The 12,007-nt window shown below is 38.4% G+C and carries 14 protein-coding genes; 11 read left to right on the top strand and 3 right to left on the bottom strand.

What is annotated here, in order from left to right:
- Nucleotides 1–3: 3 nt before the first annotated feature.
- The 3 genes from NSQ17_RS12170 to NSQ17_RS12160 form a co-directional block, all read right to left on the bottom strand.
- Nucleotides 4–504, bottom strand: coding sequence for a stage II sporulation protein M (locus NSQ17_RS12170; RefSeq protein WP_024718785.1), 501 nt, complete (start codon nucleotides 502–504; stop codon nucleotides 4–6).
- A 1-nt stretch (nucleotide 505) separates the two neighbouring features.
- Nucleotides 506–2,044, bottom strand: coding sequence for a hypothetical protein (locus NSQ17_RS12165; RefSeq protein WP_342468103.1), 1,539 nt, complete (start codon nucleotides 2,042–2,044; stop codon nucleotides 506–508).
- Between the two features lie 299 nt (nucleotides 2,045–2,343).
- A complete protein-coding gene (locus NSQ17_RS12160) occupies nucleotides 2,344–2,670 on the bottom strand; it encodes an uberolysin/carnocyclin family circular bacteriocin (RefSeq protein ID WP_017358050.1) in 327 nt (108 codons plus the stop codon).
- 335 nt (nucleotides 2,671–3,005) lie between these two features.
- Here NSQ17_RS12160 and NSQ17_RS12155 point away from each other — a divergent pair, with 335 nt between their 5' ends.
- The 11 genes from NSQ17_RS12155 to NSQ17_RS12105 all read left to right on the top strand — a co-directional run bounded on the left by NSQ17_RS12155 (nucleotide 3,006) and on the right by NSQ17_RS12105 (nucleotide 11,966).
- Entirely contained in the window at nucleotides 3,006–3,560 is a 555-nt protein-coding gene (locus tag NSQ17_RS12155) for a GNAT family N-acetyltransferase (protein ID WP_125589997.1), read from the top strand.
- A complete protein-coding gene (locus NSQ17_RS12150) occupies nucleotides 3,514–4,068 on the top strand; it encodes a hypothetical protein (protein ID WP_024718788.1) in 555 nt (184 codons plus the stop codon). The genes NSQ17_RS12155 and NSQ17_RS12150 overlap by 47 nt, the downstream gene beginning before the upstream one ends.
- Before the next feature lie 150 nt (nucleotides 4,069–4,218).
- Complete coding sequence (locus tag NSQ17_RS12145; protein ID WP_342467447.1) at nucleotides 4,219–5,631, top strand: polysaccharide deacetylase family protein; 1,413 nt, start codon at nucleotides 4,219–4,221, stop codon at nucleotides 5,629–5,631.
- Nucleotides 5,632–6,189: 558 nt separating this feature from the next.
- Nucleotides 6,190–6,618, top strand: coding sequence for an NUDIX hydrolase (locus tag NSQ17_RS12140; RefSeq protein WP_342467446.1), 429 nt, complete (start codon nucleotides 6,190–6,192; stop codon nucleotides 6,616–6,618).
- A 20-nt stretch (nucleotides 6,619–6,638) separates the two neighbouring features.
- Nucleotides 6,639–7,049 carry a hypothetical protein gene (locus NSQ17_RS12135; protein WP_335350361.1) on the top strand — a complete coding sequence of 137 codons (411 nt, stop codon included), beginning with the start codon at nucleotides 6,639–6,641 and terminating at the stop codon, nucleotides 7,047–7,049.
- A gap of 30 nt (nucleotides 7,050–7,079) precedes the next feature.
- Nucleotides 7,080–7,352 carry a DUF3986 family protein gene (locus tag NSQ17_RS12130; RefSeq protein ID WP_056705295.1) on the top strand — a complete coding sequence of 91 codons (273 nt, stop codon included), beginning with the start codon at nucleotides 7,080–7,082 and terminating at the stop codon, nucleotides 7,350–7,352.
- Nucleotides 7,353–7,610: 258 nt separating this feature from the next.
- Complete coding sequence (locus NSQ17_RS12125) at nucleotides 7,611–8,447, top strand: transketolase (RefSeq protein ID WP_017358041.1); 837 nt, start codon at nucleotides 7,611–7,613, stop codon at nucleotides 8,445–8,447.
- Nucleotides 8,444–9,403 (top strand): transketolase C-terminal domain-containing protein, encoded by a 960-nt coding sequence (locus tag NSQ17_RS12120; RefSeq protein WP_017358040.1) that lies wholly within the window; start codon nucleotides 8,444–8,446, stop codon nucleotides 9,401–9,403. Before NSQ17_RS12125 ends, NSQ17_RS12120 begins: the two co-directional genes overlap by 4 nt.
- A gap of 16 nt (nucleotides 9,404–9,419) precedes the next feature.
- Nucleotides 9,420–10,178, top strand: a complete 759-nt coding sequence (gene fabG, locus NSQ17_RS12115) for a 3-oxoacyl-ACP reductase FabG (RefSeq protein ID WP_008342528.1) — start codon at nucleotides 9,420–9,422, stop codon at nucleotides 10,176–10,178.
- Between the two features lie 177 nt (nucleotides 10,179–10,355).
- On the top strand, nucleotides 10,356–11,696 hold the full coding sequence (locus NSQ17_RS12110; RefSeq protein ID WP_024718794.1) for an MFS transporter: 1,341 nt from the start codon (nucleotides 10,356–10,358) through the stop codon (nucleotides 11,694–11,696).
- A 129-nt stretch (nucleotides 11,697–11,825) separates the two neighbouring features.
- Nucleotides 11,826–11,966, top strand: a complete 141-nt coding sequence (locus tag NSQ17_RS12105; RefSeq protein WP_017358037.1) for a GapA-binding peptide SR1P — start codon at nucleotides 11,826–11,828, stop codon at nucleotides 11,964–11,966.
- Nucleotides 11,967–12,007 lie beyond the last annotated feature (41 nt).

Here is a 12,007-nt window from a genome sequence, read left to right as displayed (position 1 = left end):
CTTCTAAGATAGATGTACATGGCTGACATATTCCTCTAAAAGAGAGGCAATCAACAAGAGCACTACAGCGGCAAAGATTAACTGAATCACAGTCCGAGTCAGCTTTCTTACATCAATGGCCTTACCTTTCATAAACCGGTAAAGATAAATAAATGGAAAAGCACTGACGATTGAAAATAGGATCAAACCAAGAACCTCAACAAAAGCATGTGGCATGAGGCCAGTGAATAACTGCTGCACTTCATGCTGAGCTATCAAAAACTGAATGAGTTTTCCAATGATATAGCCATTATAAAAAAGAATGCCAGCAGACATAATGCCGCCAGTAAAAGCCCCGATACCTAGAATGGCAAGCCCAACCTGTAAATTGTTTGAAAAAATAGAGAGAAAAAACATGTCTTCATCCTTTTTTAAATAAGGAATCTGATCATAAGGAAGGAGACTTCCAATGAGCAAAGCTACAATAAATACACTGGCATAAAGATAGCCGAGGCGTAGAATCAATCTATTCTCCGATAGAAAATATCTTATTTTTTTCAACATACTCAATTCCTTTATAAATGGTCTTGCGGCATAATATCCAGCAAATCACTGAAACGATCACAAAATATATAGCGAACAGCACGTTTACGAGCCCTGAGGATTGCTGCAATATAGGGAGAAAAGAGGTCAAAATCAAATAGTACATAAAAGGCAGAACAAGAAAGTTTCTTGCAAATGCCTGACCTTTATCGATGATCTCTAGTTCCTCATTTGTTGTCCCTATTTCATGCTCATGAATAAAATTGAATTTCGTTGTGAATGGAAACAAGTAAAGCTGAATCAAAGGAAAAATGAAAAAGCCAACCCCTAATACCACCAGTTGAATGAGCATCTGAACATGAAACAGTTGATACACAGTCATAATAGATAGATTAATGAATAGTAAAAAGAGCGCTGGTATGGAAAATAAACAATAAAATAACTGGATTTTTGATAAGAAAAATTGCAAAAGAGATATTTGAGAAAGCTCGTAAAGCCAAATGTTCTTTTTTTCAGCACTTAAAGCAAAAATAGAAGGTGTCAGCATTCTCATCTCATAAGATTGATTCGCTAGTATCATAATATTGAGTGTGAATAGCAGCTGAATTTGCAAGGCTTGATGATCGATGATCGAGATCAATCCGGTAAAAACACCAATATAAAAGAAGGCTTCATATGACATGAACATATAATTAAAAAATTCTTTAGATAAGAGCCACCTTTTTTCTTTCAGCAGCTTGATGTCTTTTTGGATCAACACATTTTGTCTAAACAGCGAACCCTGAATTTTATGCAGTACTTGAAAGTACCAATAAAATAAATCCCGAAAATGCTTTGAGCTTTGGTCTTGATCTTTTTCCGTTGGAATCCATCGAACAGGACTTCTCATGACAAGCGCACTACCTAATAGCACAACAATCAATGTAATAGGTGAATGGAACAGAGCTTGAAATTGTAGAAAAACAGAGCCATCTGAAAATAAAGCATGATGCATTTGCTGAAGATCATGTTGATATAAAGAGATCAGCTTGTTTGAAAGAGTGATCCAAAACGAATCCTCTGCAAGCGATGAGATCGATTTAAATAGTTGCCGGAAGGTGTGATAAAAAGGGAAAATGATGTTTAATATGAGAACCCTTCCGAAAAAGAAAAAAAGCAAAGCGATGCTTGCAAAAAAGAGGACACGAATAGCCCCGATTTTTTTCACGACGATGTTATAGATATAAGCACCGAATATCTTATTGCTGATGATAAATAGGAAGATACTTGTCAGCATCACATTGACATGTTTTAACCAGAATGCCAGATCGTGTGTTTGAACAATATCATATTGGAACAAAAAATAGATCAAATAAGTGCTCAAACTCGTAAACACAAGCCAAATCAATTCTGAAAACAGAAGCGTTTGAAAAAGTTGTCTAGAGGAAACAGGTGCTAGCTGTATCAATTCTTTAAAAGGAAGAAGATGAGTTCTTCTATAAGATTCAATTCCTTTGACGATAGAAAATAGAAATAAAAACATCACAAAAGCACTTTCCCATTCTATTTGATAGACGGGGGAGTAAAGAAATGAAGATATAACGAATACAATCATGCATCCGAATATGATATCAAGAATACAAGAAAAAAATATGTACTGTTTTGAAGAAAACGACTTGAGAAATGGAATTTTTCGTATAACGAACTGAGCGATATTAGAATACTGTTGCTCCAGTCTAATGGATAGAAGTAGTGATAATAATGGATATAACATCTTCTCACCTGCACTAAAATTTAAATAGAAGGAGAACAGAGTCTCCTTCTATTGAGTCGTTAAATAAATTACCAAGCGATAACGGCTTTACGGCCTTTTTTCTTAATTTCGTTTTTAAGGTATTGACGAATTGTCTCTTTACCAGCCGCAGCAATAAGAGAAAGACCGCCTGAACCTACAGCAGTTAAAATGGAGACAATTGTAGTGACAGCTCCACCCGCTTCAACCACATTAAGAACTACAGCGGCAACACTGCCTGGAATACCAAATTCTTTTGCTAGATCAGCAACTGGCAGTACTTGTAGCGAGAAGGAAAAAAGAGCTAGCATAAGGAATCCTACTGCTAAAGCACCAAAAAGAACATGTAGTTTGATTTCATTTCTTGTTTCTGTCATATCAAATTCCTCCCTTTTTTGTCTTTTTATTACTATTCTATCTTATGATATGTTTTTGTTCATATCAATCCTTTTTTTTCTTTTTTTTATGAATTAGTTATAGGTTAATATAAAAAAAGTGAAAAGATAAGTGAGAAAAGAATCGTTTTGGATAGGAAATATCGAGTGAACATGATCAAAATGACCTTGTTTTCACAAAAACGAAAGAGAGCCTAAAAGTCTATAAGAAATGTGCTATATGTAAATGAACCAATATTCTTTGATCAAAAGCGCCTTTCAAGATAAAATTGGAAGTATCAATTCATTCTGATGGAGGCGATTTTCTGAATATTCGATTGTTAACACCAGAAGATGCTCAAGAATATGCGAACTTGAGATTAGAAGCACTCCGATTAAATCCAGAGAGTTTTGCTATGAGTTACGAGGAAGAGAAGCTAGATACGAAGAATAAATATAAGGCTCGTTTTGCCTCTACACAATCTATGTGGACATTCGGCGCCTTTCATCAAGGTCAGCTGGTCGGCTCGGTTACACTCATACAAGAAACCTTGCAGAAATTAAAGCACCGTGCCAATGTGGCAGCGATGTATGTAAAGGCTAATGGCCGTGGAAAAGGAATTGGGAAAGCGCTCCTGACAAAAGTTCTTTCTTTTGCGCGCGAAAGAAAAGATATCGAACAACTGTATTTAACAGTGGTCACAACAAACGACTCAGCCAAACATCTTTACAAGTCTGTTGGATTTAAGTCGTATGTGGTAGAGGAAAAAGCACTAAAAATAAATGGTGCTTATGTAGATGAGGAAAAAATGGTGCTATGTTTATCATCGTTTGGAGGGGATATAAATGAGCCAGCCAGTCATGCGCATCACATTGGCAGCCGGACCAAATAGTGAGCTGGAATCCTTTGCGCTGCGTGCAGCACTTGAAAACTTTGGAGCAAAAGTCGATATGCATTGGATAGGCCGACCGAATGACCTGATTGATGTTTTATCAGGGAAAAATAGAGGCGAGACGGACTTCATTCTTTTATCCTTTCACGGGGAAGAAGGAGCGTTTCTCATACCGGAGTTAGGAGAAGATGTATACGAAGAGGGTGAGCCGAGAGGTGCTGCTTTTGGTGCGGATGACATAAAGCGGTATGCTTCGTTAAATGGAGTCCACATTATATGTACAGGCTGTACATTAGGCGAAAAAAAGGTGGCAGAAGCTTTTTTAGAAACAGGGGCGATATCCTATACAGCGCCCGATGACTACATTGATGGAAATGCGTCATTTATTTTTGTTCTCACCATGCTGTATGAGCTGGTGAACAACTCAAAGACAGTCAGAGCAGCTTTTGACCAGGCACGCTCTATTGATGAAGAAACAAAGTTATTCCAACTGTATATGCAAAAATAAGGGCTGATCAAGCCCTTTTTATATGTCTCTCGTAAAATATGTCGAAAATGTGACAAATGTGTTTTTTGCAAACTAAAAAGGGGCTGAGAAAAGTCTATCCTACAAACACACGCCATTTAGACAGGACGGCATCACGAGAGGAGAATCATTGTGTCAATCAAAGGGAAAGTCATTCTTGTTCTATGCGGACTTGCGATTGTCATCGGAATCGCTGGATTTTATCATAATCAGCAAGCAAGCGGGACAGAGAGAAAAAAAGTAGAACAAGATGCGAGCTACAAACAAGTTGAAATTGTCACACTTGTGAATGACGGGAAATTCATGAGATATGCTGTCAACTATCCGCTGTTTCATCAAGAAAAACTAGATCAGGAGATCAAAAGATTTGCAGAGACAGCGTTAGAAAGGTTTAAAACATCATTTAGTCAAGCGAGTGATGTCAATGAAGAAAAACGATACGAATTAAACATCGATTATGAGATCATTCATTATGCCAAGCAAACAGTCGCAATCAAATTCAATACATATGAAGTGAAGGGCGGAAAGCAAGGCGTCAATCAAACGAAGGTGATGAACTTTGATTTCAAGAAACAGACATTTTTATCAATCAACGATATTTTTCTATCAAAGAAGGACAATCTTCAAAAATTATCTCATATGACTTTTGAGGAATTAAAAAAAGATCGAACGCTAGCTGAAAATCAGCCGCTGCTCAAACAGGGAACGTCTCCTGTGGCGAAGAACTATCAGTATTTTGCCATCAAAGATTGCTATATCGAATTCTACTTTCCAAGAGGACAAATCGCTCCAAATCATCAAGGCTCTCAAGTGTTAGCGATTAAGAAAACACTGCTGAAAGGAATATTAAAACCTGAATATATTAAGAAAGAAATGAACAAAAACGAGAAAAAAGAACCGATTCCAACAAGAAAGATTGTGAAACTGCCGAAAACATCCACATTTCATCCGAATCAAAAAGCCATTGCACTCACATTTGATGATGGGCCCAATCCATCAACGACCTCAAAAATTTTAACAGCATTAAAAGAGAACAAAGGACATGCCACATTTTTTGTATTAGGCAACAGGGTTCAGTATTATCCCGATATGTTAAGTGAAATCAGAAAGGGTGGAAATGAAATTGGAAACCATTCCCATAACCACCCTTTACTCACAAGACTCCCTTTAAAACAAGCCATCAAACAAGTAGAAGACACGCAGCAAATCATTGAAAAAGCGAGCGGGTTCACACCGACCCATTTTAGACCACCATATGGCGGGACAAACGGGCAAATCAACGAAGCTCTTCACATGAAAGTGACCCTTTGGGATGTGGATCCTGAAGACTGGAAATATCGAAACAGCCAATACGTCGCGAACTACATTCTAGCCCATGCATCTAGCGGTGAAACCGTCTTAATGCACGACATCTATGACACCTCAGCCAACGCAGCCGTCACGATTATCAAAGAACTCACTAAACAGGGATATCAATTATTGACGGTGTCTGAGCTTGAGCAGTGGAAGGAAGCGCGTGAGAAGAGAAGTGAGTCGAATAGGTAATATCCCTTTTGGTGTGAATCTTAGCGGATTCGCATCTTTTTTTAGGCAGGTCATGAAAATAAAGGGAAAATCTGTTATGGTGAATATGAAGGGGGACTTCAAGTGGTATTGATAAGATTTATAAGTCTCGTTATGCTGACAGTGGTTGGTTTGGCTTTTGTCATAAACAATGTACCTAGTTTGATGCTGCCCATCTATATACTTTCAATGATCGGGCTTATGTTCTGTCTCGGTCACATTGCGCTCCATTATCTACAGCGGATCAGATATTTGTTATACGATGAGAAACAATTGAAAGAGAATCAAATAAACAAACCTCCCGCTAAATGAAGGAGGTTTTTTACTTGTCTGTTTTTCAATGATTTTCTCGTTTGACTCCTTGAATTGTCTCAAAAGAGAGACGATGTTCCTCGTAAATCTGATTTGGACAATCAGCAAGAGCATAATGATCCACGAGCTAAGCCCTCCAATCTTTCGTAACAAGGATACAGTATAATGAGAAAAGATTGATATGAACAGCTCGTTTTATATTTTCGACAATGGGTGAGGAGGATTCAGTTGAAGAGAGTAGACGTGGTGTCAGCTTTGATTTATGACATGGATGAACATATTCTCATGGTGAAAAATGTGAAAGGTTATTGGGAGTTTCCCGGTGGTGCAGTGGAAGAAGGGGAACAGTTGCATCAGGCGGTGATCCGTGAGGTGAGAGAAGAAACAGGATATGTGATCAAAGTAAATGAACTTCATTCTGTTAGAGAAATACTTTTTCAAGATAACATGCATCACGCACTTATTTTTACGTTTTTTGGGGAAATCATCGGGGGAGAGATGAATATTCTAGATCCTGATCATGATATTGAAGAAGTAAAATGGGTAAGCACCCAAGATGCTGAAAAATTAAATCCACAGTTATTCAGCATGCTAAAATTAAATAAACAGACGCGTGCATTTTACACATTTGAAGGAAAGAGAACAAGGGATCAATAAATGAATAAGGAGAGAATGGAATGTTTTTGTATTATGGACCAACCGGTGCTCCAGTGGAAAATCCAGGAGAAGAATGGATGAAAGAAATCTTCTTCCATAAGGGTGAAGACTATTGGAAACAAGGGAATGGAGAATCTTCTATTGAAGTGGATGAAGATTGGGAAACGGAAAGTCTTGTTTTCTTTTATCATGACCCTTATGGCTTTTTTCTCATGAGATATCCAGATTTTTTGGTTCCTTTTAAAAAAGTAGAGAAGATAGAAACAATCAAGCACGTCGTTGCAGGCGCACCATTGTATGTACCTTCATGCAGCTACGTCGATCGACATCACGCTTATGAAATCGTTCAACATTTTCTAAAAACAAAATCGATACCTGATAGTGTTGAATGGGTGGAGTTGAGGACGATTGATTTTCAGCAAGATCTATAAATTCTTACGGGGAACGAGAAGGAGAATAAAATGTGTCGTTTAGATGATACCATGCATGTACATGTTGGCTATTACGAACAGGGTCTTGATGTTGAAGGAGTGTTTTTTAAGAGTTTAGAAACAGGAAAGTGGCAATTATTCTTTGATCATACATGGTATGGGATAACGCTTTTAAAGCATTATGAAAAATATGAAGATTTAGGGCTGTTGATTGGCGAGTATTCTATTGAAGATGACAAAATTGAAGAGGAAGGAAATCAGCTGTTTGAGCGTTTTTTAAAAGAAAACGGGGTAGTGAGATAAATACAGAATGTGAAACATCACTCAATGAAAATGACGAGTGATGTTTTTTTATGTTGGATACTGTTTTTCTAAAATTTTGCTCTATGTAATCTAAAGAGCATCTAATACAAATCTGCATTGATTGTTTAAAAATTCAAAAAATAGATAGACAAATGCTTGCAAGAATTGTATAGTGTTCTCATAAATTACTTGTCATACAAGTGAACAAGTAACTAAGAATATAAGATTGGATTTCAAATAATAAAATGAGGTGATCCAGTGAAAGATGTAAGTTTGGCGAATTTAAAAGCAAAAGCGATTGAACTTAGACAAACGGCGATTACGATGATTTATGAAGCGCAATCGGGGCATCCTGGCGGCTCTTTATCAGCTGCTGATATCATCACGGCCCTTTATTTCAAAGAGATGAATATCGATCCTCAAAATCCTAACTGGGAAGATCGAGATCGTTTTGTTTTATCGAAAGGCCATGTTGCACCTATTCAATATGCTGCCTTAGCGCTAAAAGGTTATGTCCCTTTTGAAAACGTATACAAATTGAGACAGTACGGTTCACCGTTCCAAGGTCATCCTGATATGAAGAAATGCCCTGGAATTGATATTTCAACAGGTTCATTAGGCCAAGGACTTTCTTGTGGGGTTGGTATGGCGCTTGCGGGTAAACGGGATGAAAAAGATTATCGGGTATTTGCGATGGTAGGCGATGGCGAATGTCAAGAAGGACAAATTTGGGAAGCGGTTCAAACCGCAGTCAAATATCGTCTTGATAATTTAATTGTTTTTGTTGACAATAACCGTCTGCAAATTGATGGTTTCTGCGAGGAAATCATGCCGCTGCAAGACATAGAAATGAAGTTTGAAGTATTCGGGTTTGAAACAAAGCGAATTGACGGACATTCGATGGAAGAGATAGTCGAAACATTGAATCAAGTGAAAAACATGAAAAATGGAAAGCCGAAATGTATTGTAGCAGACACGATTAAAGGCAAAGGCGTTTCCTACATGGAAAATATCTGCTCATGGCACGGTGTTGCGCCAAATGAGAAAGAGTATGAACAAGCATTAGAAGAATTAGCAGGAGGTTTGAGATCATGAGCCAAACTGAAAAAGCGGTCATTAAGAAAAAAGCGACACGTGAAGCCTTCGGTGATGAAATTGTTAAGTTAGGAAAAGAGAATCAACATATTTACGTGATTGATATTGATATCGGCAAATCATGCAAAACAGGAGAATTCATTAAGCAGCTTCCCAATCAGCATGTGAACGTTGGAATTGCCGAACAAAATGGTGCCGGGCTGGCAGCTGGTCTTGCGACAACTGGAAAAATTCCATTTGTAAGCACTTACGCAGTTTTTGGCTCGCTGCGCATGGCAGAGCAAATCCGCCAAGAAATATGCTATCCGAATTTGAATGTAAAGATTGCCTGCTCGCACGGAGGATTGACACCGGGAAATGACGGTGGAAGTCATCAAGCGATAGAAGATATGGGCGTTTTAAGAACATTTCCCAACATGACGGTCATCATGGGCTCTGATTACTATTCGACGAGAAAATTGATCAAAGAGGCAGCGAATACGTATGGCCCCATGTATTTGCGCTTTACCCGAGATGCTGTGCCGATGATTTATGATGAACATGAGGAGTTTGTGATTGGAAAAGCCAAAAAATTAAGGTCTGGCAAAGATATTGCGATCATTGCAAATGGTGATACAGTATATCTTGCTTTGGAAGCGGTTAAAAAATTAGAAGAACAAGGGATTGAAGCATCACTTTTAGATATGCATACGATCAAACCTCTAGATCGAGAGGCGGTTGTGGAGTGTCTTGATATTGGACGTATGATCACTGTAGAGGATCATAACATTTTGAACGGATTAGGCAGTGCTGTATGTGAAGTAGCAGCAGAAGAAGGTCGAGGAAAAGTCAAACGGATCGGAGTGCAAGACCGTTTTGGAGAATCTGCACCTTACGAAAAACTTTTAGAAATAAATGGAATAACAATCGAAAACATCATAAATACAGCAAAAGACATGCTGAACAATCACATTTGAAAGTAGGTTATTTACAATGTTTACATTAAACAATCAAGTAGCTATTGTAACAGGGAGCGGTTCTGAAAAAGGAATTGGCCGAACAATCGCTCTAACACTTGCTAAACAGGGTGCTGCTGTCGTGGTAGCAGATATCAATGAAGAAGGGATTCGCTTCACAGTAGAAGCCATTCAAAAAGCCGGAGGAAAAGCGTTAGGCGTAGTAGTAAATGTAACAAATAAGGAATCAATTGATCAAATGGTGGCTGTAACGCTTGAGGCGTTTGGCCGCATTGACATATTGGTGAATAATGCAGGTATTTCTCAAAAAGTAACCGTTCAGAACATGACACTTGAAGATATGACAAGAGTATTTAATGTAAATATGTTTGGTTTGTTCTTGTGTACACAAGCCGTGCTAGAACCAATGATCAAGCAGCAATATGGGCGTATTATCAACCTGTCTTCTGTATCGGCTAAAAGGGGAGGAGGCGTATTTGGAGGAGCACATTACTCAGCTTCCAAAGCAGCAGTATTAGGTTTTTCTAAAAACCTTGCCCGTGAAGTAGGGAAAGATGGTATCACAGTGAATTGTGTGGCACCAGGCCTTGTGAATACGGATATTTGGAAGTCACTTCCTATCGATGAAGCCGAAAAAGTAATTGATAATATACCACTTGGCCGACCAGGTGAAACGAAAGAAATCGCAGCCGCCATTACATTTTTGGCTACTAAAGAAGCATCCTACATTACAGGAGAAGAAATCGATATCAATGGTGGTTCACATATGGACTAGTAGAAAGAAATGGAGCAGGCACATGAACATGCCTGACTCTATTTTAAATAAAAAGGAAGTAGAGTCACAGTCAAAATGATTGATGAAATGATATTTTGTAAGCGCTTAATAAAAATATGTCATGCCATTTAGACATCTTCACGCAGTTGGACAAAGCAACTTGAAGGGGGAATCATGTTGAATCAACAAGCATTAGAAAAGTCGACGACTCGTAAAGTTACACTTCGCCTTATCCCATTTTTATCCTTATGTTTTGTTATCGCTATTTTAGATCGTGTGAATATTGGATTTGCTGCTCTTCAAATGAATGAAGATTTGGGATTTTCAAATGCTGTATTTGGACTTGGGGCTGGAATATTCTTTTTAGGGTATTTTTTATTAGAAGTTCCGGGAAGTGCCATTATGGCAAAGATCGGTGCGAGTAAATGGATCAGCCGAATTATGGTGACATGGGCAATTATTGCGATTTTAATGGCTTTTGTCCAAGAACCATGGCAGTTTTATACAGCACGTTTCTTATTGGGTGCAGCAGAAGCTAGTTTTTATCCATGTATGGTGTTTTATTTGAGCGGTTTTTATCAAACCAAACATCATGCCAAAGCCATTGCTGGATTTATGCTGGCGATTCCGGGAGCGAATGCCCTAGGTGCACCACTTTCTACATTTCTATTAGGTGTTGATTGGCTGGATATGTCTGGATGGCAGTGGCTGTTTATTTTAGAAGCGATTCCAGCACTCATTCTTGGAGTAATTGCATTCTTTTATTTGGATGACAAACTTGAAGATGTAAAATGGCTGAATCAAGATGAAAAAGAGTGGCTGATTCATGTCACAACAAAAGAAAAGCTTGAAAAAGAACAGGTCAAGCGATATACATTTACTCAAGCTTTAAAAGATCGAGATGTACTCATTTTATCGGCAGGCTATTTCTGCTGGATGGTTGGGTTTTACGGCATCAATATGTTTTTGCCGACAATCTCTAAAGGATTATCTGACACCATTTCCTTAAGTACGCAGGGAATGGGCTGGCTGTTAGGTTTCATGTATACCGTCGCTATCATTGTAATGGTGCTGGTCGGGAATCATTCTGACAAGAAAAACGAGAGGCGATGGCATGTATCTGCCTGCTTAACTGTCAGTGCGATGGCCATGATCATTAGCAGTTATATAGCAAATTCCAGTGTGATCTTATCCTTTGTGTTCTTAACCATTGCCTTGTGCGGAGCCTTTGGTGCTTATTCTCCATTTTGGGCCATTCCCCCTTCTTTTCTAACAGGAGCAGCCGCCGGTGGAGCGATCGCACTAATCAACAGTATTGGCAATCTTGGCGGTTTCTTTGGGCCATATATAGTCGGATACATTAAGGATGTCACAGGTTCTTTTCACATCAGTATGATTTTTTTAGGTATTAGTATGATACTGGCTTCTTTTATTATTGTGTTTTTAGTTAAACAGTCAGGAAAAGCACTAGTTGTAAAAGCAAGTACAGAAAAATCCAGTATAGAAAAGTCTATTTAAACGAGGGTCATAAAAAAAACTATGATGGAAGTAGTAAGGGGAAATATTGTGGTGATTTAGCTGTCAGGAGAAGTTCTGAAAGAAAACGAGACAATACATGAGGATAAAACGATTGGAGCTGAAATTTTCATGGAAAAAGAGACAAATGTACCACAAAATACGATCGTTTGCCGGGAATGTGGAGAAATCATTGACATCGCTTACGGCTCTGAAGGGGTTAAAGTCTTATACGGAATATGCGAAGGGTGCCGAGCATCGGAAAATAAATGAATTTAAAAAGACAAAGACGCATAACAGCAAGGCTTCTACTT

Origin of the sequence: Bacillus sp. FSL W8-0629, assembly GCF_038593225.1 — a bacterium.
GTDB lineage: Bacteria > Bacillota > Bacilli > Bacillales > Bacillaceae > Bacillus > Bacillus altitudinis.
This window is presented reverse-complemented; position numbering and strand designations above follow the sequence as displayed.